At 67.8% G+C, this 24,604-nt stretch carries 20 protein-coding genes; 5 read left to right on the forward strand and 15 right to left on the reverse strand.

Going from position 1 to position 24,604, the window contains the following annotated elements:
* Positions 1–195: 195 nt before the first annotated feature.
* Positions 196–1,224 carry a LacI family DNA-binding transcriptional regulator gene (locus tag D9T14_RS02305; RefSeq protein ID WP_119160559.1) on the reverse strand — a complete coding sequence of 343 codons (1,029 nt, stop codon included), beginning with the start codon at positions 1,222–1,224 and terminating at the stop codon, positions 196–198.
* Positions 1,225–1,323: 99 nt separating this feature from the next.
* A complete protein-coding gene (locus D9T14_RS02310; RefSeq protein ID WP_197720550.1) occupies positions 1,324–2,040 on the reverse strand; it encodes a helix-turn-helix transcriptional regulator in 717 nt (238 codons plus the stop codon).
* A 61-nt stretch (positions 2,041–2,101) separates the two neighbouring features.
* Here D9T14_RS02310 and D9T14_RS02315 point away from each other — a divergent pair, with 61 nt between their 5' ends.
* Positions 2,102–2,839, forward strand: a complete 738-nt coding sequence (locus D9T14_RS02315) for an alpha/beta fold hydrolase (RefSeq protein WP_119160560.1) — start codon at positions 2,102–2,104, stop codon at positions 2,837–2,839.
* A 199-nt stretch (positions 2,840–3,038) separates the two neighbouring features.
* Here D9T14_RS02315 and iolG read toward each other — a convergent pair whose 3' ends face one another.
* Together iolG and D9T14_RS02325 are read right to left on the reverse strand one after the other, a co-directional pair.
* On the reverse strand, positions 3,039–4,031 hold the full coding sequence (iolG, locus tag D9T14_RS02320) for an inositol 2-dehydrogenase (RefSeq protein WP_119160561.1): 993 nt from the start codon (positions 4,029–4,031) through the stop codon (positions 3,039–3,041).
* A 125-nt stretch (positions 4,032–4,156) separates the two neighbouring features.
* Entirely contained in the window at positions 4,157–5,233 is a 1,077-nt protein-coding gene (locus D9T14_RS02325) for a transaldolase family protein (RefSeq protein WP_119160562.1), read from the reverse strand.
* 339 nt (positions 5,234–5,572) lie between these two features.
* On the opposite strand from D9T14_RS02325, the gene D9T14_RS02330 reads away from it, so the two are divergent.
* The 3 genes from D9T14_RS02330 to D9T14_RS02340 all read left to right on the forward strand — a co-directional run bounded on the left by D9T14_RS02330 (position 5,573) and on the right by D9T14_RS02340 (position 10,136).
* Complete coding sequence (locus tag D9T14_RS02330) at positions 5,573–6,418, forward strand: sugar phosphate isomerase/epimerase family protein (protein WP_119160563.1); 846 nt, start codon at positions 5,573–5,575, stop codon at positions 6,416–6,418.
* 153 nt (positions 6,419–6,571) lie between these two features.
* Positions 6,572–8,029, forward strand: coding sequence for a sugar porter family MFS transporter (locus D9T14_RS02335; RefSeq protein ID WP_119160564.1), 1,458 nt, complete (start codon positions 6,572–6,574; stop codon positions 8,027–8,029).
* 544 nt (positions 8,030–8,573) lie between these two features.
* Complete coding sequence (locus D9T14_RS02340; protein WP_197720696.1) at positions 8,574–10,136, forward strand: MFS transporter; 1,563 nt, start codon at positions 8,574–8,576, stop codon at positions 10,134–10,136.
* Positions 10,137–10,825: 689 nt separating this feature from the next.
* On the opposite strand, the gene D9T14_RS02345 is transcribed toward D9T14_RS02340, so the two are convergent.
* The 5 genes from D9T14_RS02345 to iolC form a co-directional block, all read right to left on the reverse strand.
* Positions 10,826–12,319, reverse strand: a complete 1,494-nt coding sequence (locus D9T14_RS02345) for a CoA-acylating methylmalonate-semialdehyde dehydrogenase (RefSeq protein WP_119160566.1) — start codon at positions 12,317–12,319, stop codon at positions 10,826–10,828.
* 302 nt (positions 12,320–12,621) lie between these two features.
* Positions 12,622–14,523: a 3D-(3,5/4)-trihydroxycyclohexane-1,2-dione acylhydrolase (decyclizing) gene (gene iolD, locus D9T14_RS02350; protein ID WP_119160567.1), complete on the reverse strand. Its 1,902-nt coding sequence runs from the start codon at positions 14,521–14,523 to the stop codon at positions 12,622–12,624.
* 57 nt (positions 14,524–14,580) lie between these two features.
* Entirely contained in the window at positions 14,581–15,459 is an 879-nt protein-coding gene (gene iolB / locus D9T14_RS02355; protein ID WP_374955758.1) for a 5-deoxy-glucuronate isomerase, read from the reverse strand.
* Complete coding sequence (locus D9T14_RS02360) at positions 15,456–16,322, reverse strand: Cgl0159 family (beta/alpha)8-fold protein (RefSeq protein ID WP_119160569.1); 867 nt, start codon at positions 16,320–16,322, stop codon at positions 15,456–15,458. The genes iolB and D9T14_RS02360 overlap by 4 nt, the downstream gene beginning before the upstream one ends.
* Before the next feature lie 8 nt (positions 16,323–16,330).
* Positions 16,331–17,350: a 5-dehydro-2-deoxygluconokinase gene (gene iolC, locus D9T14_RS02365; protein WP_119160570.1), complete on the reverse strand. Its 1,020-nt coding sequence runs from the start codon at positions 17,348–17,350 to the stop codon at positions 16,331–16,333.
* A 209-nt stretch (positions 17,351–17,559) separates the two neighbouring features.
* Here iolC and D9T14_RS02370 point away from each other — a divergent pair, with 209 nt between their 5' ends.
* The gene (locus D9T14_RS02370) at positions 17,560–18,336 is read left to right on the forward strand and encodes a GntR family transcriptional regulator (protein WP_119160571.1); all 777 of its coding nucleotides are present in this window, start codon (positions 17,560–17,562) and stop codon (positions 18,334–18,336) included.
* Between the two features lie 46 nt (positions 18,337–18,382).
* Here the strand turns inward: D9T14_RS02370 and D9T14_RS02375 are convergent, their stop codons facing one another.
* The 6 genes from D9T14_RS02375 to D9T14_RS02400 all read right to left on the reverse strand — a co-directional run bounded on the left by D9T14_RS02375 (position 18,383) and on the right by D9T14_RS02400 (position 24,549).
* Positions 18,383–19,516: a zinc-binding dehydrogenase gene (locus D9T14_RS02375; RefSeq protein ID WP_182482031.1), complete on the reverse strand. Its 1,134-nt coding sequence runs from the start codon at positions 19,514–19,516 to the stop codon at positions 18,383–18,385.
* A 159-nt stretch (positions 19,517–19,675) separates the two neighbouring features.
* A complete protein-coding gene (locus tag D9T14_RS02380; RefSeq protein WP_119160572.1) occupies positions 19,676–20,680 on the reverse strand; it encodes a LacI family DNA-binding transcriptional regulator in 1,005 nt (334 codons plus the stop codon).
* 121 nt (positions 20,681–20,801) lie between these two features.
* The gene (locus D9T14_RS02385) at positions 20,802–21,812 is read right to left on the reverse strand and encodes a Gfo/Idh/MocA family protein (protein ID WP_119160573.1); all 1,011 of its coding nucleotides are present in this window, start codon (positions 21,810–21,812) and stop codon (positions 20,802–20,804) included.
* A gap of 49 nt (positions 21,813–21,861) precedes the next feature.
* Positions 21,862–22,794, reverse strand: a complete 933-nt coding sequence (locus tag D9T14_RS02390; RefSeq protein ID WP_119160574.1) for a sugar phosphate isomerase/epimerase family protein — start codon at positions 22,792–22,794, stop codon at positions 21,862–21,864.
* A gap of 165 nt (positions 22,795–22,959) precedes the next feature.
* Entirely contained in the window at positions 22,960–23,886 is a 927-nt protein-coding gene (locus D9T14_RS02395) for a LysR family transcriptional regulator (protein WP_119160575.1), read from the reverse strand.
* A gap of 3 nt (positions 23,887–23,889) precedes the next feature.
* Complete coding sequence (locus D9T14_RS02400; RefSeq protein WP_119160576.1) at positions 23,890–24,549, reverse strand: TIGR03085 family metal-binding protein; 660 nt, start codon at positions 24,547–24,549, stop codon at positions 23,890–23,892.
* Between the last annotated feature and the right edge of the window lie 55 nt (positions 24,550–24,604).

Raw genomic sequence — 24,604 nt, forward strand, 5'->3', positions numbered from 1 at the left:
CCCTGGTGCCCGGTTCTGCATCGCCGGGTGTACTGCATCTGGGCTGGACGGGTGGACCATGGGGAGCGGGTCTGAGGGATCGCAACGGTGCAGCGCCGGGTGGTGCTCGGTTCTGACGTACTCGGTGAGCGGGTCCGGCTGTGGCGCGGTGCCAGGGTCCGTGGGATCGTCCACGGGCCCTGGCCGGTGAATGGATCAAGGCGTCAAGCGCTCCCGGCCGGGGCAGGAGGAACCCCGGATGGCGAGGGCGGGTTCCAGCACCACGTCACGAGGGCTCCTGGGCGGGGCCGTGGCCCCGTCGTCGGCGCGCTCGCACAGCAGGCGCACGGCTGTCGTGCCCAGCACGTCCTCGAGCTGGTCGATGCTGGTGAGGGAGAACTCACCGCGTCTGGCCAGGTAGGTGTTGTCGTAGGAGACGAGGGCGATGTCGCTGCCCGGGTGCCGGTTCGTCTCGCGCAGCACGGGGACGGCGTCGATGGCGAGGATGTCGTTGTGGACGACGAGACCGAGTGGTTCGGGGTGGGAGCTCAGCATGTCGCGCACGGCGGGCCCGGCGTCCTCGCCGCACTCGTGGACGTCGAGGGTTAGTCCGGCGGCCAGGGCGGCACGACGCAGCGCGGACTCTCGCTCGAAACGGGAGGTGTCGTTCACGACGCGCGGTCCGACGTAGCCGACCGAGCGCATGTCGAGCTCGGTGAGATGGCCGATGAGCAGCCGGGCGGCGGCCTGCTCGTCCACGCGCACCGAGTCGACTCTTCCGCCGGGGCTGCGCCGTCCGATGAGGCAGACGGGCACCTCCTCGCCGATGGCGATGAGGTCCTCGTCCGACAGCCAGGGAGAGACGAGGATGAGCCCCATGACGCGGACACTCAGCAGGCTCTCGATGGCGCGGTGGAGAACCTCGGGCTGCTCGGAGCCCACCGTGACGAAGAGGGCGAGGTCCCTGGCGCTCGTGGCGTCGCCCAGGGTGTGGGCGATCTGCTCGAAGAAGGCGTTGCGCAGATTGGGCAGGACCAGGCCGATCGTCCTGGAACGCTGACGGGCCAGCGAGGCCGCGGCCGCGTTGACCCGGTAGCCGAGACGCGCTGCGGTCTCGGCGATGCGCCGTCTGGTCTCCTCGGCGACCTTGGGCGAACCGTTGAGGGCGAGGGAGACCAGGCTGCGAGAGACGCCGGCGGCACGGGCCACGTCGTCCTGGGTGACGTCCTGTCCGCTCGTCCCCACGGGTCCTCCCTGTCTGCCGGTGGACCGGTCCGGCCCACCGGCAGGTTACACGGGAGCGCCGCTGCGGCGGTGATCCCAGGCGGAGTTGCCCGGTAGCGTTCAGGTGTTTCGCGGGCGAGGGGCTGCGCTCCTGGCCGTCAAAGGCGGCGTGCCGATCTCCTCGATCTCGTGCCCGGTACAGGCTTCGTCGGTGACGCTGGCCTTCTGGATGCGAGTCACTGCGAACCAGCGGACGGCGGATCGAGAACGACACCACCCGATGAGGTACCAGTTGCCGCCGGTGGAGGCGAACAGCATGGGCTCCACGTCACGGTGGCTGGTCACGCCTTCACCGGACGTGTAGTCGATGCGGACCACGCGCTGGTCGGCCATCGCTTGTTCCAGGGCGGACCGGATTGCTCTCGACGGGACGGCGGTGCGGTCGACCCAGACGCGACTGGCCAACTGCTCGGCACGCTCCCGGGTCCGCGGATCCAGGACATCGACGATCTTGCGGGCTCCCGCGGCGGCCAGATCGGAGTACGGTGCATCGGGTGATGCGGCAACCGCCGCCAGCAGGGCCATCGCCTGGACCGGGGACAGGTTCACGGGTGGGAGCGAGGCGCCCTGCGCCAGCCCGTACCCGCCGCTGGGGCCGGGCCGCGACCAGATGGGAAGGCCGGCACTCTCCAGGGCTGCCATGTCTCGTTTGATCGTGCGAACCGACACCTCGAACTCGTCCGCCAGCCGCCTGGCGCTGCACCCCTGCTTCCCGCTGCGGCGCAGGGCCTCCGAGAGGGCGTGGAGTCGTTCGGATCGCTTCACGATCGGGCCCACGAGAAATTCATGCCGCACATGGTGACACACCGTTGGCCAAGGGCTCCGGAAGCATCGTGGCATGAGACCAACACCGCAGAACTCAGTCCTGTCCACGATCGTACTGGTTCCCGGCCACTGGCTGGGGGCCTGGGCCTGGGACGAGGTGCTCACGCACCTCAGAACCGCAGGCCTCCGAGCCGTTGCGATGACCCTTCCCGGGCTTGACGACCAGGACCCGGGGAGCTCCTCGAGGACCCTCGAGGAGCAGGCCGCAGCGATTCAGGCAGTCGTCGATTCCGTGCCGGAAGGTGTCGTCCTGGTCGGCCACAGCGGCGCCAATGCTCCGGTCAGCCTCGTCCTGGATCGAAGCCCGGAGCTGATTCGGCGCGTCGTGTGGGTCGACTCCGGCCCGGTCACGCCCGGGAACGTGTTCGCTCCGGAGCTTCCCGAATCCGTCGAGGAACTGCCGTTGCCCTCGTTCGACGTGCTGGGGGAGCGGGCCAGCCTCGAAGGCCTCAGCGCCGACGACCTCGACCGTTTCCGCGCCAGGGCCGTCCCCGAGCCCGGTCCGGTGCTGTGGGAGGCTGTCCAGTTGACCAATGATGCCCGGCTGGGGGTGCCGACCACACTGGTGTGTTGCTCCATCCCCAGCACGCGGATCCTGGAGCTGGCCCACATGGGCCATCCCATGTTCGCGGAAGTGAGCAGGCTCGAACACGTGGAGGTCGTCGACCTGCCCACGGGTCACTGGCCGATGTGGAGCCGGGCCGAGGATCTTGCCGAGACGATCCGCGATGCGGCCCTGCGCCCCACCTGACCAGACCTGATGGCCAGGACGTGCCGGTCAGCCGTCGCCGACACGTCGGGTCGCCCGCCGCCGATCAGGTGAATCGGCGCTGAGCGTTCCCTGTGCGTCCATGCCGCGGTGGAAAGGTACAAGGGCCGGGCGCTGCTCACCGGACAACCGGCGGGCAGCGCCCGGCCCCTGGAGTGGAGGGTCAGGAACTGATCCCGGTTCAGGAGACGAGCCGGACGACCTCACCGGTACGGGCGGACGTCGTGGCAGCCTCGGCCAGCCGCAGGGCCTCGACGGCGTCCGTGATGCCCGTGGGCGGCGTGGTCCCGGCCTCGACGGCCTCGATGAAGGCGGACAGCTCCAGTCGGTAGGCGTCTGCGTAGCGCTCGAGGAAGAAGTCCAGGTACGGCTCCTGGGCATCGGTCACCTCGGCGTTCGACAACCGCACCGTCGTGCCGCGGATGTTCTCCGCGAAGAGGGCGCCGTCCCGCCCGGAGGCCTCGAGACGCTGGTCGTAGCCGGAGGCGCAGTGGCGGTTGTTGATGATCGTCGCGACGGCCCCGGAGGCGGCCTTGAGGGTGACGACGGCGGCGTCGAAGTCGCCGGCCTCCTTGATGGCCGGGTCGAGGTTCTGTCCCACCGCGTGCAGTTCGACGATGTCGCCCAGGAAGAAGCGAGCGGTGTCGAAGTCGTGGATGGTCATGTCGCGGAAGATGCCGCCGGAGACCTTGACGTACTCGATCGGCGGGGCGGCGGGGTCACGGCTGATGATGGTCAGCTGTTCCAGCGCGCCGATCCGGCCGGCCTGGACCGCGGCGCGGACCGCTGCGAAGGAGGGGTCGAAGCGGCGGTTGAACCCGAACATGACGGGCGTGGTGATGGCGTCCAGATCGGCCTGGGCAGCCTCGACGTCGGCCATGTCCAGGGCGATCGGTTTCTCGCACAGGACGGCCTTGCCGGCCTTCGCCGCGGCGATGAGATGAGGGATGTGCAGCGGGGTGGGGGAGCCGACGATAACGGCGTCGACCTGCGGATCGGCGAAGGCCTCCTCGGCATCCTTGGCGGCCCTGGCCCCATGGGTCGATGCGAGCTTCTCGGCGGCGTCGCCGATGGGATCGCAGACGAGCGCGAGACGGGCCTCGGGGTGTCCCGCGATGGTCCGGGCGTGGACATGACCGATGCGGCCGGCACCGATGACGGCGATGTTGAGCATGCTGTTCCTTGTCTGGTCGGGATGAACTGACTGCTGGGGCTGACGTCGTGGGACGTCACTACCGGCAGGTGGGGCATCACACGCGCGTGCGATGCCCCACCTGGTACGGATTCAAGGTCCTCAGCTCACGGCTGGGGCATGATGACGTCGCGCACGAGGGCATCCAGGTCGGCATCGGCCTGGAGGAAGCCGCGCACCGTGCGGACCGTGGCGCCGAAGGTGTCGAACTCCTCGGGGGTCATGCCGTCGGGCTCGTAGGCACGGACGAACTCCGGGATGCTCTGCAGGGTCTTCATGATTGCCGGGGCGACCGGCTCGTCGATGCGGTTGACTACCTTGTAGCCGGAGTTGTTGATGAGCTGCTGCCACTTGAACGGCGGGGAGACGACGAGATCGCCGCCGACCAGTTCGGACCAGTGCATGACATTGCGGAAGGCGGCCGACAGCATGCGAGCGCGCAGTCCGCGGGACTGGAACTCCTGGTAGGCGCGCTTGAACGCCGCCACGCCGGCCCACTCGAGATGACCGGGGTCGATGAACAGGTCGTTCTTCTTGGCGACGATCTTGATCCAGTCGTCCAGTCGCCCGACCATGAGGGTGACGACGGGGCCCATCGTGGAGACGTCCTTGCCCTCGGCCTCGCGGCGCTTGAGACCACGCTCGATGGCCTCGCCGGTGGCGACGGCCTGCGGGACGGAGAAGGAGACGGTCACGTTGACCGAGACGCCGCGGTAGGTGGCGTCCTCGATCGCCTTGATGCCCACCGAGGTGGCGGGGATCTTGACGATGATGTTCTTGGCGAGCTTGGAGAACTCCTCGGCCTGGTCGGCAAGGGCCTTGGCGTTGCGGGCCAGGCGCGGATCGGTCTGGATGGACAGGCGTCCGTTGCGGCCGTTCTGCTCGTCGAAGATGGGCTCGAGCAGCTTGGCCGCCTCGATGCTCAGTTCGCGCACGATCCGCCAGCCGATCTCGGACTCGGTGGCCTCGGGCATCTCCTCGGCAAGCTCGGCGATACGGGGCAGCCACACGTCCTTGCGCTGGTTGATGCAGGTGTAGGCGATGGCCGGGTTGCAGGTCGCGCCAACGGCGCCGAAGGAGATCGACTGACTCAGTTCGTTGGGGTCGGCCGAGTCATTCCACAGGGCCGTCGGGGTGTTCCGCGACGCGTCGAGGAGGGGGCCTGGAGTGTATTCGATGGTCATGCGCTGCTTCTCCTATGCGGTTGGACCTCGCGCCCCGTCGTCGGTGCCGGGGTGCATGACACTCATTGAAGCCCTCCGAGGGCACGCTGTCAACTAATGTCATGACAAATAGTCCGAAGCTCGGCCTGTCGGCTCAGGGTCGGCTCCACGGCTCGATTCGCCCTCCGTCATGCTTCGATGTTCAACTAGTGACGAACCCGTTGTTGTCGCGTCCTGGAAAGGGTTTCATGGTCAGGACTTCCCAAATCCCGATTGTCATGACAATATGAGGGAGGCATCGACACCGTTGTTGATTGAACAGGAGCAGCACCCGTGGTTGACATCGCCCTAGACCCGAATATGTACTACATGACCATGTCGGCGCCGGACACCCTGCGCAAGGCGGCCGAGCTCGGCTTCGCGCACGTGGAGCTCTCGCCCCGCTCGGACTTCCACTTCTGGCACCACTATCCGAAGGCCGACAAGGCCTTCATCGACGAACTGAACAGGACGCAGAAGGAAACCGGCGTCACCATCCGCACTCTCAACCCGGTCTTCAACTGGTCCGCCGTCGACGAGCAGGAGAGGCGGGCCCAGGTGCGCAACTGGCGGCGGCTGCTGGAGATCGCCGACCAGCTGGACGTGCGCGACATCGTCTCGGAGTTCTCCGGCGACCGCAACAGGGCCCGTGAGTCCGAGCACCAGTGGTACCACTCCATCGAGGAGCTCACCCCCGTCTTCGAGCGCTACGGGATCAACCTCACCATGGAGGCGCACCCCTACGACTTCGTCGAGCTGCACGACCGCGCCCTGGAGATCGTCCGCGGCGTCGACAAGGACTGGATCGGCTACGAGTACTGCTGCCCCCACACCTTCCACCTGTCCGATGGCGCCGGTGACGCCGGCCGCATGATCCGCTCCGCTGCCGAGGCGGGCAAGCTGCGCGAGGTGCACGTCTCCGATGCCTTCAACCATCGCGCCAACGACGGCAATCGCTACATCGTGAACCCCCCGGGCGCCGATGTCACCGTCCACCAGCACAACGCCATCGGACAGGGTGAGGTGCCCTGGGGCGAGGTCTTCCAGACGCTGCGCGAGGTCGGTTTCGACGGTGTCCTGTCCGTGTGCATCTTCGGCTGGCACGAGTACGCCGATGAGTACAACAAGGCCGCGCTGGAGCGTCTCACCGCCGAGCTCGGCGCCTGAGTCCTGCGGCCGCTTGGTCTGCCGCGGAGCGGCCGGTGTCCCGTCCTCCTCTCAACCGGCGAGGGGTGAATCACGTGCACCAGATATGTCCTGACATTTAATCGTCGCTCGTGTTAGCGTTACCTCATCATTTGAACAGACAAAGGAGTCAATGTGTCGCATAGTTCGACTGCCAGCGCACAACCCGGTGCGTCCAAGCTCCCCCCACTCACGCCCGGCCCCTACCGTGCCCGGCTGACCGTCGTCGCCCTGATCGCCACACTGGGCGGTCTGCTCTTCGGCTACGACACCAGCGTCATCAACGGGGCCCAGAGCTTCATGGTCCGGCCCGACCAGCTGAATCTCACCGACTTCGGCCTCGGTATCGCAGTCAGCTCGCTGCTGTTCGCCAGCGCCGTCGGCGCCCTGACCGGCGGCCGCGTCTCTGACAGGATTGGCCGCAAAACCACGATCACGTTCATGGCCACCATGTTCATCGTGGGCGTGGTCGTCGTCGTCACAGCTGTCAACCTGCCCATGCTGGCCATCGGCCGTGTCATCCTGGGGCTCGCCGTCGGCTCGGCCTCCGTGGTGGTGCCGGTGTACCTGGCCGAGCTCGCCCCCTACGAGATTCGCGGCTCGTTGGCCGGTCGCAACGAGATGATGATCGTGACCGGTCAGCTTCTGGCCATTGTCATGAACGCCATCATCGGCAATGTCTGGGGCGGCGAGTACCCGTGGGTGTGGCGCGCCATGTTTGCGCTGGCAGCTGTCCCCGCCATCCTCCTGCTGCTGGGTGTGGCACGTCTACCCGAGTCCCCACGCTGGCTGGCTGACAAGGGTCGTGAGGAGGAGGCCCTCAAGATTCTGGACAATCTGAGGCCCGAGGGGCGCGCCAAGCCCGAGCTGGCCGAGATTCAGGCCACCAGCAGGGAGGAGGCCAGCCGGGTCAACATGTCGATCAAGGAGATCTTCTCCAACAAGAACCTGGTGCGCATCGTCCTCATCGGGTGCGGTATCGGCTTCTTCCAGCAGACCACGGGCATCAACTCCATCCTCTACTACGGGGAGAGGGTGTTGGAGGAGTCCGGGTTCAGTACGGGTGCGGCCCTCATCGCCAACATCGCCCCAGCCACCATCTCGGTGATCGCGGCGATCATAGCCCTGCAGATGATGGACCGGTTCTCCCGGCGCAAGACCTTCCTGTGGGGCTACGGTCTGGTCGCGATCACCCATGTGCTCATCGCCACTGCGGCCAGCGTGCTGCCGGAGGGCGGCGCAAAACCCTTCGTGCTGCTGGCACTCATCGTGTTCTTCGTCGGCTCGATGCAGCTGTGCCTCAACGTGGCAACCTGGGTGACCTTGTCGGAGATCTTCCCGCTGAGGATGCGCGCCTTCGGCATGGGGCTGTCGGTCTTCGTGCTGTGGATGACCAACTCCTTCCTGAGCCTTGGCTTCGCCAGTGTCATCTCGGCCATCGGGCTGTCCATGTCCTTCCTCGTCTTCGCCGTCCTCAACGTCATCGCGTTCTTCTTCTTCCTCCTGTTCGTGCCCGAGACCAAGGGCCGCACACTGGAGCAGCTTGAGGCCGACGTCACCAGTGGCAAGCTCTTCAAGCGTGGCGGAAAGTAGTCCACGGTTCTTTCTCCCGATGAGACCGAGCCGCAGTGGGACAAGTCCACAGTCCATTGGGCGGATCCCGTATTCGCGAAGTACGCGATCCGCCTGGATGCTAGGTCGTGTCGGGCGGCCCGATCAGCCCTCGAACAAGCAAGGAATGGCTCGGTGACGAGTGCCGCTGCCGCGCACCTTCCGCCTGTGGCGGTGCCAGTCGGATGGTTCTCGCCACGGCGGCGGTGGGCAAGTCGCGCGAGGTCGGTTTCGACGGCATCATGTCCGTGTGCATCGCGGCTGGCATGCGCGAGCCGGCGAAAACAAAATAAGGCTGCGCTGGAGCCCTCACAAAGGAGCCCAGCGCCTTGATTCTTGGATCGGTCGTCCTGAGCGCCGCGAGAGGCGATCGATTCTCCTGCGGTGCTGCCTCCTCCGGAGGAGGCAGCACCATTTCTTGTGGCGCATCCCCCAACCTGCCGATGACGGCAGGCCCTCAAAGGAGATCAACATGTCCTCATCACCCGTCACGGCGGCGGACTACAGCCGCGAACAGCTCCAGGAGCTGGTCGAGAAGACCCCTCCTTCCGGCAAGAAGCGCTCGCTGGGGCTCATCGCCCTGGTGGCCACCCTCGGCTCGCTGCTGTTCGGCTACGACACCGGCGTCATCGCTGGCGCCCTTCCCTACATGTACCTGCCCACCGACGCCGGTGGTCTCGCCCTGAAGACCTGGGAGGAGGGCCTGGTCGGCACCTTCCTGTGCATCGGCGCCGCCCTGGGCGCCTCGGTCGGCGGCAAGCTCTCCGACAAGTACGGACGGCGCCACAACATCACCATGCTGGCGATCGTCTTCCTCCTCGGTGCGCTGGGCTGTACCATCTCCCCGAACATCTGGATTCTCTACTTCTTCCGTCTCATCCTCGGATTCGCCGTCGGCGGCGCCTCCGCCACAGTCCCGGTCTTCCTCGGTGAGACGGCCCCGAAGCGCATCCGCGGCACGCTCGTGGCCGTCGACCAGATGATGATCGTCTTCGGCCAGTTCCTCGCCTACTCGATGAACGCCATCCTCGCCCGGGCCCATGGCGGCCCGGAGGCGACCATGGCGAACGACGTCGTCAACAGCGCCGGCGAGACCGTCGCCCGGGCCGGCCAGACCGTCTCCTGGGAGACCGTCCAGAACCTGGCCAACGTCGCGGTCACCTCGGGCAACGGCATGACCTGGCGCTACATGCTCGTGCTGGCGTCCCTGCCCGCCATCGCCCTGTGGATCGGCATCCGCCTCATGCCCGAGTCCTCCCGCTGGTACGTGGCCAATCTGCGCATTCCCGAGGCCATCGGCTCCCTCAAGCGCGTGCGCAACGAGGCCAAGGACGGCTCCATCGCCGACGAGGTCGACGAGATGCTCGAGATCCAGCGCAAGGAGGCCAACCAGGAGAAGTGGAAGCTGTCCCAGATCTGGAACACCAAGTGGACCCGGCGCCTGCTCATCATCGGTATCATCCTCGGCCTGGCCGACCAGGTGACGGGCATCAACACCGCCATGTACTACACGCCGAAGGTCCTGTCGGCCGCCGGCCTGCCCATGAGCGACGCCATCTCGCTCAACGTGGTGTCCGGTGCCGTGTCCTTCATCGGCTCGGCCGTCGGCCTGTGGCTCGTCACGAAGTTCGCCCGCCGCCACGTCGGCATCTACCAGGAGACCAGCATCGTCATCTCGCTGAGCCTGCTGGCCGCGGTGTTCTTCTTCCTCATCCAGCCCTACCAGAACGATGAGGGTGACATCATCGGCGCCCCGACGTTCGCGCCCTTCCTCGTGCTCATCATCGTGAGCCTGTTCGTCTTCGCCAAGCAGTCGGGCACGGTCACCTGGGTCCTCGTCGCCGAGATCTTCCCCAGCAAGATCCGTGGCACCGCCATGGGCCTGGCCGTCGGCGCCCTGTGGATCGCCAACGCCATCGTGGCCGCCGTCTTCCCGATCATGATGGAAGGCCTGGGCGGGGCGGGGACCTACCTCATCTTCGCCCTGCTCAACGTGCTCTCGCTCATCTTCTACATCAAGTTCGTCCCCGAGACGAAGTACGACTCCCTGGAGGAGCTCGAGGAGCGCTTCGAGAAGGAGTACAGCTGATGTCGCTGGCCGGCGAGCAGAGCCGACCCTGACAGCCCCATGACCGGTTCGTCCCGCGCCCTCCCGAGGGCGCGGGACGAACTCTGTCCGTGTCCGCGCCCCCGCGTCTGCCTTGAAGAGACGGTCACTGGCCGAAGAAGCACTCCCGTGCATGACGGTGCGGTGGAGCCGCCGATCTCCGGGTGGGCTGTGCGGCGGTTCGTCACGGCAGCCCGGAAACCCCTGCGTGACCCCTTGGGGGACGCCGGTGGTCAGGGGCCGGTGAACGCCGTCACGGTGCCCGAGGCCCGTGGATGCTCGGTGGCCGGTCGGCGTCCAGCAGGTCATCGCTTGACGCGCTGGAGACCTTTCTCGATCTCCCGGGCCGCGATCCACCGGTGGCGGCCCCGGGTGACGTCGACGCGGCGCAGCCGGGCGGCACGCCTGTCCGTCCTCAGCGTGACGAGGGCGACACAGCAGGCGGTCCTCGGCGATGTCGAGCCGCCCTGCCGGGCTCACGAGGGATCCAGTAGCCCCGCGTCATGGTGAATCGGTCATGACGTGCACGGATGCCGACCGGCCGCGTCGGCGGCTCCCGGTGGACCGTGGAAAAAGGGCGGTGGGCCACGGCGTCATGCCGTGGCCCACCGCCCTCGGAACGCTCACCCGGCGTCCTCCAGCGACCGCCGGTCCGGGTTGAGTGCGGGACCTCACTCCTCCCGCTGGAAGGACATCGTCGCCGCGTAGGTCTTCTCGGAGGGCCAGCGCGAGGTGATCGCCTTGGCGCGGGTGTAGAACTTGACGCCCTCGGGGCCGTGGATGTGGGTGTCGCCGAGCAGCGACTCCTTCCAGCCGCCGAAGGAGTAGTAGGCGACCGGGGTCGGGATCGGCACGTTGACGCCGACCATGCCGGCCTCGGTGTCCAGCGTGAAGCGGCGGGCGACGCCGCCGTCGTTCGTGAAGATCGCCGAGCCGTTGCCGAAGGGCGAGGCGTTGACGATCTTGATGGCCTCGTCGTAGCTGTCGGCGTGGACGATGGTCAGGACCGGGCCGAACACCTCCTCGGTGTAGACCGGGGCGTCGAGCGGCACGTCGTCGATGATGGTCGGGCCGAGGAAGTGGCCGTGCTCGTGGCCGGGAATCACCAGGGGGCGCCCGTCGAGGACCACGTTCGCGCCTCGCTGCTCGGCGTCGTCGATGAGGCCGGTGATGCGCTGCTTGGCCTTCGCGTCGATGACCGGGCCCATCTCGACGCCCTCGTCCATGCCGTAGCCGACCTTGATCCTCTCCGCGTTGCCCTTGACCCGCTGGGCCAGGTCCGGGCCGATGCCGCCCACGGCGACGACGACCGGCAGCGCCATGCAGCGCTCGCCGGCAGCGCCGAAGGCAGCGGCCGAGATGTGCTGGGCCGCGAAGTCCAGATCGGCATCGGGCATGACGATCGCATGGTTGTTCGCCCCGCCGAGCGCCTGGACGCGCTTGCCGTGGGCGACGCCCGTGTCCTGGATGATGTGTGCCACCGGCGTCGAACCGACGAAGGAGATCGCGTTGATGCCGGGGTGCTCGAGGATCCGGGTGACCGTGTCCCGGCTGCCGGCCACGACGTTGAAGACGCCGTCGGGCAGGCCGGCCTCCTTGTAGAGCTGCGCCGTGAGCAGTGAGGCGGAAGGCGTCGGCGACGCGGGCTTGAGGATGAACGCGTTGCCGGTGGCGATGGCCAGCGGGTGCATCCACATCGGGACCATGGCCGGGAAGTTGAAGGGGCAGATGCCGGCGACGACGCCCACCGGCTGGCGCAGTGTGTGGATGTCGACGCCGGTGGAGATGTCGTAGGAGTACTCGCCCTTGAGTGCCACGTTGATGGCGGTCGCGAAGTCAAGGGTCTCACGGCCCCGCTGGATCTCGCCGATGGCGTCGGAGTAGTTCTTGCCGTGCTCGGCGACGATCAGCTCGGCCATCTCGTCCTGGTGGTCGAGGACCAGCTGGCGCATGCGGAACATGATCTCCACGCGCTTGGCCAGGGAGAACTTCGCCCACTTCTTCTGGGCCTCGCGGGCCACCTCGACGGCATGGTCGAGATCGGCGGCGGATGCCTGGAGCAGTTCCGCCTCGACCTCACCCGTGCCAGGGTTCTCCACGGGGATGCGCCCCGCCGGCGTACCGGTGTACGGCGCGCCATTGATCCAGTGCTCAATCGTCTTCATTGTCCGTGAACTCCTCTGGAGTGTGTTCGTGTGCATGAGCGAGTGAACGGCGACCGGCCATTGCCGGTTCGCTCACGGGCCACCCTTCGGACCCTGTCGGGGGTAGTTGGATGTCACTCGCCACCCGTTGGTCAGTCTACCCTGTGCCGCCCTCTTTGTAACCCAAAACTCGGTATTTGTTCTAACAAATAAGAGTCCTTGTGGTGGGGTTTTCTCGGAGACGGGAGGGCCCGCGACCCAGGCCGGTCTGGAGTCCGGGTCGCGGGCCCTCGGTCATGTCGTCACATCCGTGGGCCGTTCCCTCACAGGTAGTGGCGCTGTGGTGCGCGATCGCGCAGGTAGTCCTGGTAGGCCTCCTGCGTGCTCTCGATGCGGGAGACCTGGGAGACGGGCACGTCCCACCAGGACGAGCCGGGCGGGTTGGGGCCGTACAGGTCGGTCTCGATGTGGATCATCGTCGGCCGGTCGGACTCGGTGGCCCGGCGGTAGGCGTCCTTGAACTCCTCGATGCCATGGGCCTCGATGACGTCGATGCCCCAGGAGCGGGCGTTGGCGGCGATGTCGACGTCGAGCGGCTTCCCCTCGGCGGTGTGCGAGGCTCCCGCACCACCCTGGCGGTAGCGGGTGCCGAAGCGCTGCGAGCCGCGCGACTCGGACAGCGAACCGATCGAGGCGAAGCCGTAGTTCTGCAGCAGCAGGTAGATGACCTTGATGCCCTCCTGGGCGACCGTGGCCAGTTCCATCGGGAGCATCTGGTAGGTGCCGTCACCGACGATCGCGACGACCTCGGCGTCGGGCAGCGCCAGTTTGACGCCCATCGCGGCGGGGATCTCGTAACCCATGCACGAGAAGGCGTACTCCACGTGGTACTGGACGGGTGTGCGGGCGCGCCACAGCGCCTGCAGGTCGCCGGGCATGGATCCCGCCGCGTTGATGACGACGTCCTCGTCGCCCATGAGCTCGTTCAGGGCGCCGAAGACCTCGGTCTGTGCCGGCAGGGGGCCGTGACCGAGGTGGTAGCACTCGTCGACCCGCTTGTCCCACGCCGCCTTCTCCCGTGCGATCTCGGCGGCGTACTCGCTGTCGACCGAGTAGCCGTCGAGTGCCCCGGTCAGCGCCGTGAGGGTCTCGCGGGCATCGGCCACGAGCATCTCGCCGCTGTTCTTGACGGCGTCGAAGGCCTTGACGTTGATGTTGACGAAGCGCACGTCCGGGTTCTTGAACTGGGTCCGCGAGGCCGTCGTGAAGTCCGAGTAGCGCGTGCCCACGCCGATGACCAGGTCCGTCTTGTCGGCGATGTGGTTGCCCGAGTCACCGCCGGTCGACCCGACGCCGCCGATCGACTGGGGGTGGTCGAAGTTGATGGCGCCCTTGCCGGCCTGGGTGTCGGCGACCGGGATGCCGGTCGCCGAGGCGAACTGCCTCAGCTGCTCGGATGCCTCGGAGTAGATGGTGCCGCCGCCGGCGATGACCATCGGTCGTTTCGAGGCCTTGACGAGCGCCACTGCGCGTTCGAGCGAGGCCGGGTCGACGGGCGTGCGGCGTACGTGCCACACGCGCCTGCGGAACATCTCGACGGGGAAGTCGAAGGCCTCGGCCTGGACGTCCTGGGGCATCGCCAGGACGACGGCGCCGGTGTCGGCCGGGTCGGTCAGCGTGCGCATCGCCTGCATGAGGGAGGGCAGCAGCTGCTCGGGGCGGTTGATGCGGTCGAAGAAGGCCGCGACCGGACGGAACGCGTCATTGCACGTGGTGTCGAGCGTCTGGGCGTTCTCGATCTGCTGCAGGACCGGGTCGGGGTAGCGGGTGGAGAACTGGTCCGACGGGAAGAGCAGCACCGGGAGCCGGTTCGTCGTCGCGAGCGCCGCGCCCGTGACCATGTTGAGCGATCCCGGGCCGATGGACGCGGTGCACATCATCGTCTGCATGCGGTTCGTGCTCTTCGCGTATGCGGAGGCCGCGTGCACCTGGCCCTGCTCGTTGCGGGTCATGATGTAGGGCATCGAACCGCCGTCGGGTTCGGGATCGAGTTCGTTCTGCAGCAGCGCCTGACCGATTCCGGCGACATTGCCGTGCCCGAAGATGCCGAAGGCGCCGGCGATGAGGCGCTGCTCACGGCCGTCTCGCTCGGAGTACTGGTTGATGAGGAATCGGATGGTCGCCTGAGCCACCGTCAGACGAACCGTGGGTACGGGACTGGTCATTGTTTCTCCTGCTCGGGACGGGAACGGGGCAGTTCTGGTCGGGTTCTCGGTGGGGTGTCAGTTCATCGGTGTCATCGGCAGCCTGGGATCGACCTCCTGGTCCTGCCAGGACCGGCGGACCCAGGTGTGATGGGGGTCGTCGGTCATCAGCCAGACCGAGTCCTCGGCCGGCCCGGCCATGACGTTGAGGTAGTAGAGGTCGTAGCCGGGGGCGGCGACGGAGGGACCGTGGTAGCCGTAGGGCATGACGACGATGTCGCCGCTGCGCACCTCGGTGCACACGTCGATCTCGTGTCCGGGGGACGGGTAGATCCGCTGCAGGGCGAAACCGGGCGCCGCGCCCTCGTCGCCGGAACGGACCTCGTAGTAGTAGATCTCCTCGAGGACGCGTTCGACGTCATTGTGCTCGTCGTGCTTGTGCGGGGGATAGGACGACCAGTTGCCGCCGGGGGTCAGGACCTCGCACGCCAGCAGGTGCGAGGTCTCCAGTTCGTTGCCGAGGGCGTAGTTGTTGACCTGGCGGGAGGAGGGGCCGGCCCCGCGCAGTCCCGTGCCGACCTCCTCGCGCCCGCAGTAGCTCACGGGCAGGTCCTTCGTGGCCTTCGCCCCGGGCAGGGCGATACGCGCGCCGTCGTCGCTGGTCAGCGCGATGTCGGTGGCGCGCGGGACGTACAGGTAGTCGGTGATGTCGGTGAACACCGATGCCCTGCCGGTGATCTTGTAGGAGCGGCCGTCGACCTCGACGGTGCAGCCGCCCGAGAGCGGCAGCACGAGGAACTCGGCCTCGCCGCCGGGTACGTGGACGTCCTGGCCCGGGGTCAGGTTCAGCACGCGCAGGGAGGACCACTCCCAGCCCGCGCGCTCGGGGCTCAGATCGGTCTCGTACGCGTCATGGGCGAGCTGACCCGAGCGGATGATGTATTTCTCTTCGTTCACAGCAACTCCACAGCATTGTCGACGGCCGCCTCGACGTTGTCGTCCGGCGGATACAGGAGGGACCGGCCGATGACCAGGCCCCTGACGTTTGGCAGGGACAGGGCCCTGCCCCATGAGGCCCGTGCGGCCTCGGGGTCCTTGGAGACCTCACCGCCGAGGATGAGACTGGGCAGGGTGGTGGACTCCATGACCCGCTCCATGTCCTCGACGCAGGGCAGTTTCAACCAGGTGTGCGCCGAGCTGTGGCCGAGTCCCTGGGCCACCGAGATCGAGCCGATGACGGCGTCCGCGGACAGGTCGTTGACGACGCGGCCGTTCTCGCGGTGCGAGAGGAAGGGCTCGACCATGGCGTTGAGCCCCCGGTCCGCCAGCGCGTCGATGGCGCGGGCGCTGGCCTCGAGGGTCCTGGCGGTGGCCGGATCGTCGTAGTCGATACGGGTGAGCATCTTGCCCCCGTTGAGCCCTGCGGCGACGATGCCCCCGGCGTCATAGCCCCCGAATCGATCGTCCATCTCGAAGGCGGCTCCCTGCAGGCCGACCCGGTTCATGGATCCCCAGACGAGCTTGCCGTCGAGCGCCCCGAGCAGGGCGAGGTCCTCGATGAGATCGGCGGTGCTGAGGAAGCCGTTGACCCCGGGGCGGGACAGCGCCGTGACGCAACGGCGCAGCAGGTCCTCACGCGAGGCCATCGCCATGGGATCGGACCCGGCGCCGAGCGCCCCGCGGGCCGGGTGGTCGCAGGCGATGACGAGCAGTCGCCTGGTGGCGGCGAGATCCGCGCGCGGGCGCAGGGCGAGGGCACGGGAGATCCGCTCCGGCTCGCTCGCTCGGATCTCGGCGAGCTGTTCAATCAGGATGCCCATCGTCTGTCTCACCTGTTCTCGATGACCGGCTGGATGTCGGGGTGCGCGCCGATGACGCGCTCGATCTCGTCGGCGGTCGGCATGGCCGTGGAGCACTCCAGGCGGGAGGCGACGATCGCGCCCGCCGTCGATGCGAACTGTACGGCCCCGGCCAGGTCGAAGCCCTCGAGGATCGCATGGCAGAAGGCCCCGCCGAAGGCGTCCCCGGCGCCGAGGCCGTTGCAGACCTCGACGGGGGTGACCGGCATGACGATCCGTTCGGTGCGGGTCTTCGCGAGGGTTCCCAGGGGGCCCTGCTTGACGATGGCCATCTCCACGCCCCGGTCCAGGAGTGCGTCGGCCGCGCGATCGGGTTCGGTCTCGCCCACCGCGATACGGCACTCCTCCTTGTTGCCGATCGCCACGTTGACCTTGCCCAGGACTCGTTCGACCTCCCGGGTGGCGGTCTGCTCGTCCTCCCAGAACATCGGCCGGTAGTCCAGGTCGGCGATGGTCCACTGGCCGCGTTCCCGGGCGCCGAGCGCGGCATGGTGCGCGGAGCGCGAGGGCTCGACCGACAGGCCGGTGACCGTGAACCAGAAGATCCTGGCCCTGCGCACGGCATCGAGGGGAATGTCGGACTCGGTGAGTTCCAGGTCGGGTGCCTTGGGCTGCCGGTAGAAGTAGAGGGGGAAGTCGTCCGGGGGGAAGATCTCACAGAAGGTCACGGGAGTGCTGTACTCCGCGTTGCGCACGACGAAGTCGTCGCAGACCCCGAGCCGTCTCATCTCCCGGCAGATGAACCGGCCGAAGGGATCGTCGCCGACCGCCGTGATGACGGCGCTGCGTGCCCCCTGGCGGGCGGCCGCCACCGCGACGTTCGTGGGGGAGCCGCCGAGGAACTTCCCGAAGCTCGTCACGTCCTCGAGTCCGATCCCGGTCTGGAAGGGGTAGAGGTCGACTCCGCTGCGCCCGATGGTCAGCAGATCGAGGTCGTCGTTGTCGGTATCGGACGGGCAGGGCATCGTCGTTCCTGAAAGAGTGGACATCGTCGTTCCTTCTCGTGCGCCCAGGGCTGCTCGCGTGCCGTGCACGCTGCACCTCCGAATCTATGCGCAGTCGAGGCCGAGCGTCAACACTTTGTCCTAACAAATCATGGTTGATGCTGCATTTATGATGACGATGTACACTGCGAGCGCTTCATGTCACTCAGTGCGGCAGGTGCAGAACCCGCCGACGGCAACACCGAGGTGAGTCGATGGAGGAGACCGGCAGCACGGAGAATCTCGACGTGCCCTTCGTCCCGCAGATCGTGCTGGACCGCGAGTCCGATGTTCCCCTGTACCAGCAGATAGCCCGCCCGATCGAGGAGCTCATCGTGGCCGGTGAGCTCGGTCCGGGCCGTCTCATCGAGGACGAGGTGTCCATGGCGAAGCGGCTCCAGGTGTCACGGCCCACGACCCGCAGGGCGCTGCGTGATCTCGTCACGCGAGGACTGCTCACGCGGCGTCGCGGTGTCGGCACCCGGGTGACGCCCATGCACGTGCATCGCTCGCTGGGGCTGACCTCGCTCAACGACGATCTCGTCGCCGCCGGGTTCACCCCACGGACCGAGGTCCTGTTCTACGAGGTGATGCTCGCCGACGAGGCGGTCGCCCACAGCCTGCACTGCGAGCTGGGGACGGAGATCATCCAGGTGAGGAGACTGCGCTACATCGAGGACGAGCCCCTGGCCGTCATGACCAATCTGCTGCCGGCCGGGGCGAAGGCCCCCACCATCACGCAGCTCTCCGGACAGGGGCTCTACGAGAGCCTTGCCGCGCACGGCATCCGCCCGGTCATGGCGCAGCAGTCGATCGGTGCCCGGCTCGCCTCGCCCGAGGAGGCGCGTCTGCTCGCCGTCGACGAGGGGGCCGCCGTGCTCGTCATGGAGAGGACCGCCTTCGACAAGGAGGGCAACGTCATCGAGTACGGCAACCACGTCTACAACAGCGGCCTGTACTCGTTCCAGTTCAACCTGGTCGGGGGCGGCTGAGCCGGGGCGTGCGGGCCCCGGCTCAGGAGTATCCGGCACGGGGACGTCACAGCGACATGTCGACGACGCCTCGCCCCTGCACCTTGCCCTGCCTCAGCAGGTCATAGCCCTCGGCCACGTCCTCGAGTGCGAACCTCCTGGTGACGATGTCCTGGTAACGGATCGCGCCCTCTGTGGCGAGACGGACGACCTCGGGAAGATCCTGCCTGGTCCGGGCGCCGTAGGAACCGAGGATCGACTGGGAGCGGCGCACCGTCCGGTTGATCTCGACCTCCGCCGTCTGCACCCCGGCGCCCAGTCCGATCGGCACCATGCGCCCGCCGTCCCGCAGGGCGTCGAGCGCGGACGTCCAGGTCTGGGGGCGACCGAGGGCCTCGAAAGCGACGTCGACCCCGCGTCCTGCGGTGAGCGCGAGGACCGCCTCGTGGACGTCCTGCTTCGTCGAGTTGACGACGTCCGTGGCGCCGAGGGCACGGCTCGCCTCGAGCTTGTCGTCGTCGACGTCGATCGCGATGATCTGCTTCGCGCCGAATGCGCGGCTGACCTGGATGATGTTGGAGCCCACGCCCCCGGTTGCCACGACGGCGACGGACTCGCCGTGGCGCAGGTCTGCACCACGGCGCACCGCCCCGTAGGCCGTCATGGCCGCACAGCCGAGGATGGCCCCGGCGACCGGGTCGACGGAATCGGGCAGGGGAGCGACCGAGGTCGAGGGGATGACGCAGTACTGTGCCAGACCACCCATGGAGTACATCGCGATGGGTGAGCCGTCTCGGTCGAAGAGGCGGGTCTGGCCGTCGTAGAGCCTGCCCTGGAGACGGTTCAGGTCGAAGAAGGGTCCGCACAGGTCGTCACGGCCCGAGGCGCACGCCGGGCACTGTCCGCAGGGCATGAGGAAGGCCCCGGCGACCCGCTGTCCGACGGCGAGCCCGGTGTGGTCGTTGCCGGGGCCGAGCTCGACGATCTCACCGGCCACCTCGTGACCCAGGACGCAGGGCAGGGGGAAGGCGATGGCCCCGCCGATGACGTGGAGATCGGAGTGGCACAGCCCGCAGGCACTCGTCTTGACGAGTACCTCGCCGGTGCGGGGTCTCGGCGTGCGGATCTCCTGGATCTCCAGTCCGCGCGAGATGTCGCGCAGGACTGCCGCGCGCATCATGGCGGGGATTTGTGATGACATTTTGTCCTCCATTGGATCAAATCAATCATGCCATGTCAGGGCTCGCGCCACTGATTTTGCTCTGACAGTAGTCGATGCCTCACAGCTTGTAAAGAACTTTTGTGAGAACAAATGATCACGCGGTTCTGTTCGGTCGGGCGGTCGGGCCGGTCCGCGCCCTCAACCGGTGCGGGGGCGGGTGGAACCGCGCGGCACCAGCCTCGGTGCGAACACCTCTTCGGCCTGGTCGGCCCGTCCGCCGATGCGTTCACTGAGCAGGCCCATCGCCGCCTCGGCCAGTTCCGTGGTCCGCGGATCGATGCTGGTGAGCGAGACGGCGGGATGCGAGGCGATCCGGGAGTCGTCGAACCCCGTGATGCCGTAGTCGGCGCCGGCCTGCAGGCCCCGCCCGGCGAGCACCCCCATGGCCTCGAGGGCGATGGCGTCATTGTGGCAGCAGAAACCGGCCCCTGGTCCGAAGGCGTCGAGAACGTCCGTGAGGGCGTCCTCGACACTGGTCGAGAGCAGGTCGACGCTCAACGGTTCACGATCCTGGTGCTGCATCTCCTGGGCGAAGCCGCGTAGACGGGCAGCCGCCGAATCGCCCGGGACGGCGCGGTCGAATCCCAGGTAGACGACGGGGGCATAGCCCTGGGACCGCAGATGGCGGGTGGTCATGCGTGCCCCCGCCTCGTCGTCGCAGTGGACGAGGTCGACCTGTTCCGGGCCGGTGTTGTGCGTGAGCAGGACCGTGGGGACCTGGGTGCCGATCCGGTGCAGGTCCGCCGTACCGAGAGGCGGCGACACCAGTGCCAGGCCCTCCATTCCCATGTGGAGGAAGCGTTCGGCGGACATGAGGCAGGTGTCACGGTCATGACCCGACACCGCGATGAGTGGCACCAGGTTCAGCGCCTCGCAGCGGTTGCGCAGTTCGTCGCACAGATCCGCGTAGAAGGGGTTCGTGATGTCGGTGAGGACGATGCCGATGAACCGGGAGTTGCGTGCTGCCAGGGCACGGGCTGCGATGTTCGGCCGGTAGTCCAGTTCGTGCATCGCGGCGAGCACCCGGTCACGGGTCGCGGGGGAGACCCGCGGGTCGTCGAGAGCCACCAGTGAGACCGTCTGCCGGGACGTCCCCGCCAGGCGCGCGACATCCACCTGCGTCGGTCTGTGCGGCTTGGCCATGACCCACCTTTCGCCGGACGGAGAGGACAGCGTACCGATGGGATGGAAGCATATCGGCGACGTCTGGGCCGGGAGCCCCGATCCGGGGCTCCCGGCCCAGACGATCGGGCGGGTGGGGAGATCAGGCGTACAGCGCCGGCTTCTCGATGAGGCTCACCGCGACCATCGGCGAGGACTCGTCCTCGAGCGAGGCGACCGCGGCGTCGACGACGGAGGTGGCTGCGTAGCCGTCCCACGAGGTCGAGCCGGTGTGCTCGTCGCGGGCCACGGCGTTGATCCACTCCTGGAACTCACGATTGAAGGCCGCCTGGAAACGATCGATGTGCGACTGGCACATCGCGTTGCGGTTGCCCTGGGCGTCGCGGATGTGGATCCTCTCCTGGTCGCCCAGGCGCACCGCGGCGGTCTCGAGCACGAGCTCGCACTCGATGGAGTAGGCCCACTGGAGGTTGACGTTGACCTCGTCGTCGATGCGCACCCCGGACTCGGTGTACATGACGACGACGACAGGGTCGATGAGGTGGTCGAAGCGGTGCGTCGTCGACTTCGGGCGCTCGACGCGGACCCTGACGATCTCCTCGCCGAGCAGCCAGCGCATCGTGTCGATCTCGTGGATGGCGGTGTCGTCGATGGCCATGCGCGAGGTGTAGGACTGCGGCACGGAGGGATTGCGGTGGCGGTTGTGCACCAGCAGCGCCTGGCCGTTCTCGCCGGCCTCCAGGACGGCCTTCATCTCGTTGTACGCGGCATCGAAGCGGCGCATGAAGCCGACGGTGACGAGCTTCCTGCCGGCCCTCTGCTCGGCCTGCATGATCGCGATGCAGTCCTCGGCCGTCGTGGCCAGGGGCTTCTCGCACAGCACGTACTTGCCGGCCTCGATGCACTTGATGACGTCGGGTGCGTGGACCTTGCCGAAGGTGGCGATGATGACGGCGTCGACGCCGGGATCGTTGATGAGCTCGTCGGAGGTGTCGTAGACCCTGGCCCCATAGGGCTCGGCCGCCGAGACCGCGGCGTCGTGGTTGATGTCGGCGACGGCGACGATCCGGCCGCCGGACAGCTCGTTGGTGATCCGGGCCAGGTGGGCGCGGCCCATACCGCCGGCGCCGATGAGTCCGATACGGACAGTCATGATGTGTTCTCTCTTCTCTCTTCTTCGAGCGATGGGGATGGGGGTTCGGTCAGGCCAGGCCGAGGCCGCACTCGGCCAGATAGGTGCGCATGTTGATGGCGTTGGGCTTCGGGAAGGACGGGTCGCAGGGGTAGCAGTCCTGCTCGCAGATGCAGTAGATCGGCTTGTCGAGTGCGGCGAGCGCGTCGACGAAGGCATGCATCTCGGGCAGCCCGGCGGGCGGGCAGACCGAGGCGCCCTTGGTGACGGCCTCGCCGAAGGGCCAGTCCTTCTCGTGGGCCTCCTTCGTGATCGCCTCGTCGAAGGCCTTGATGTGCACGTAGGTGATGCGTTCGGGGTACGTGCGGCACAGCTCGACCGGGTCTCCGCCGCCGTAGACGACGTGGCCGGAGTCCAGGCACAGGTTGACGTAGGTGGGGTCGGTCGCGTCGAAGATGCGGGCGATCTCCTCAGGGGTCTCGATGTGGGAGTCGCCATGGGGATGGAGCACCATCTTGAGGCCGTACTCGTCCAGCAGCATCTGGCCCAGGGCGTTGGCGTGCTCGACGTAGAGCTTCCAGGCGTCGTCGCCCAGGACGCGGTCGTCGGTCCACTCCCAGGTCTTGTCGTCGCGGTACAGCGGGGGCAGGTGGACCATGTACTCGGCGCCGACGGCCGCATGGGTCTCGGCGATCTCGCGGAAGTGCCGCTGCGTCTCGGGCCAGGCCTCCTCCTTGTGCAGGATGCCCCAGCCGGTGCCGGCGACGACGCGCATGCCGAATTCGTCGCACCACTTCTGGAGCTCCTTGGGATCGGTGGGGAAGTATCCCCAGGGGCCGGTCTCGATGACCTCGAAGCCGGCCTCGGCCATCTCCTGCCAGGCCTGGCGGGGATCCATCTGCTTCGGGTCGTCGGGGAACCACACGCCCCACTGGTCCGGGCACACGCCGATGGTGAGCTTGGAGTACTTCGGGTCGTTGGTGTTGCGTGCTCGCGAGGCCATTGTTCTTCCTCCTCGTTGAGGGATGATGGGCGGAGAGCTCTTTTGGAGCGCGCCAATAGCGTATCAACCCGGGCCCGAATTGGGTACCCTCAGTTCTCCCCGAGTTCGCTGCCGGGACCTGCCCGTCCGACCGACCCGACTCCTGCAGTGCGGCCGGCGACGGTCTCACCCGAGAGCGGTGCCGGTCCGGTCCCGGTCCGGCAACCGGCGGCACCAGGTGCACAACTGGTCGAGGAACTGCTCCACCGCGGGCTCGTGCGAGCCGGTCCTGGTGCGGTGCCGTGCGAGCAGTCGGCGTACCCCCAGGCCCGGCAGTGCCGTGACGCGCACCTCTGGCCGGTTCGCGTCGGCCAGGGCGAGCTGGGGGAGCACGGTCGCGCCCAGCCCCTCGGCGACCATGGCCACGCCCGTCGAGTACGAGTAGTGCATGTGGGGGCTGTGAGTCGGGTGGGCCATCGGTGCCGTGATGCGCTCCATCGCGTGGTTGCCGGCCGAGCCGGCGGGCTGGCGCAGCCAGGTCAGCCCGTCCAGGTCGCGGTGCGAGGTGATCGGGCCGGTGCCGGCAGGAGTGATGAGCACCCACGGCTCGTCGTAGACGGGGATGTCGGCGTAGCCTGGCGGGGCGGTCTCCGGGTTGGTGTCGCGTTCCAGGCACAGGACGTCCAGGTGTCCGGTGCGCAGCATCGCCATGCCCTCGGGCTCCTCGATCTCGGCGATCCGCAGCTCGATGCCCGGCGTCGTCCGGGCCAGCTCCCGGCGGGAGGGCAGGAGGATCGCGTTGATGAAGGTGGGGAAGGCCCCCACCCGGATCGTTCCCGTGGCGCCGCCGGCAAAGCTGCGCAGGACGCTCGACAGTTCCTCCAGCTCGTTCTCGATGCGTTCTGCGCTCGTGGCCAGGGCCCGCCCGGCGGGTGTGAGCACTGCGCCGGAGGGTGTGCGTTCGATGACGGCGACGCCCGCCTCCTGCTCGAGCCGGGCCAGCTGCTGGGAGACGGCCGATGCCGAGACCGACAGCGCTGCGGCCGCCGCGACGACGCCGCCCTCACGGTGGACGGCGAGCAGCACCTCCAGGCGTCTGGGGTCGATCCTCACGGTTCAGATGCCCCTGGAGACCGCCTCGTTGGCGAGGGCGCGCGGGCCTGCTTCGCCGATCAGCTCCACATCCGCCGCGCGCCCGTACAGCCACATGGCGAGTTCGGTCGGGGTTCCGCGGACGAGCACCGTCGCGCTGCCCCCGGCCAGGGTGCGGGTCTCGGCCGCCCCGTCGGTGCGGGCGAGTTCCAGGCCGACCTCGCTGCGGCGACCGATCAGCCTGCCGATGCCGCCGATGGCGCCCCAGACCTGGTCGGCCAGTGCGAACCGTTCCTCGACGGGCGGCACTGGCCGCTCGACGGATCCGGCGGGCTGCGCGCGGAGGAGGTCCTCGTAGTGGATGAGGTACTCGATGCCGTTGAGCCGCCTGTTGATGGCCCGGGGACGCATGATCGACAGCCGGCGCGGGCCGCTGCGCAGGGCCGAGACGATCTCATCGAAGCTCTGACGTGCCAGCAGCGTGCGGGCCCGGGCCTCGGTGACGGGCTCGAGAGCCGGGACCAGCATGCCGGGCAGGCTGATCACATCATTCTCGCGCAGGAACAGGTGCGCCGCCAGGTCCTTCGCGGCCCATCCCGTGCAGAGCGTGGGGGCCTCGGGGCCGAGCTGGTCGAACAGATCGCAGATGGCCGCGCGATGGAAACCGGCAAGGTCAGGGCTCATGCCAGCGAGTCTATTGCCCGGACCGCCATTCGGCGGTGGCGATGCTCCGGTGGAT

This window comes from Propionibacterium australiense (genome assembly GCF_003666605.1).
Classification (GTDB): domain Bacteria; phylum Actinomycetota; class Actinomycetes; order Propionibacteriales; family Propionibacteriaceae; genus Propionibacterium; species Propionibacterium australiense.

Coding starts and splice junctions, on each gene's coding strand:
- D9T14_RS02315 (WP_119160560.1), top strand. CDS start 2,102: ATGAGACCAACACCGCAGAACTCAGTCCTGTCCACGATCGTACTGGTT.
- iolG (WP_119160561.1), bottom strand. CDS start 4,031: ATGCTCAACATCGCCGTCATCGGTGCCGGCCGCATCGGTCATGTCCAC.
- D9T14_RS02325 (WP_119160562.1), bottom strand. CDS start 5,233: ATGACCATCGAATACACTCCAGGCCCCCTCCTCGACGCGTCGCGGAAC.
- D9T14_RS02330 (WP_119160563.1), top strand. CDS start 5,573: ATGTACTACATGACCATGTCGGCGCCGGACACCCTGCGCAAGGCGGCC.
- D9T14_RS02345 (WP_119160566.1), bottom strand. CDS start 12,319: ATGAAGACGATTGAGCACTGGATCAATGGCGCGCCGTACACCGGTACG.
- iolD (WP_119160567.1), bottom strand. CDS start 14,523: ATGACCAGTCCCGTACCCACGGTTCGTCTGACGGTGGCTCAGGCGACC.
- D9T14_RS02360 (WP_119160569.1), bottom strand. CDS start 16,322: ATGGGCATCCTGATTGAACAGCTCGCCGAGATCCGAGCGAGCGAGCCG.
- iolC (WP_119160570.1), bottom strand. CDS start 17,350: ATGTCCACTCTTTCAGGAACGACGATGCCCTGCCCGTCCGATACCGAC.
- D9T14_RS02370 (WP_119160571.1), top strand. CDS start 17,560: ATGGAGGAGACCGGCAGCACGGAGAATCTCGACGTGCCCTTCGTCCCG.
- D9T14_RS02375 (WP_182482031.1), bottom strand. CDS start 19,516: ATGTCATCACAAATCCCCGCCATGATGCGCGCGGCAGTCCTGCGCGAC.
- D9T14_RS02380 (WP_119160572.1), bottom strand. CDS start 20,680: ATGGCCAAGCCGCACAGACCGACGCAGGTGGATGTCGCGCGCCTGGCG.
- D9T14_RS02385 (WP_119160573.1), bottom strand. CDS start 21,812: ATGACTGTCCGTATCGGACTCATCGGCGCCGGCGGTATGGGCCGCGCC.
- D9T14_RS02390 (WP_119160574.1), bottom strand. CDS start 22,794: ATGGCCTCGCGAGCACGCAACACCAACGACCCGAAGTACTCCAAGCTC.
- D9T14_RS02400 (WP_119160576.1), bottom strand. CDS start 24,549: ATGAGCCCTGACCTTGCCGGTTTCCATCGCGCGGCCATCTGCGATCTG.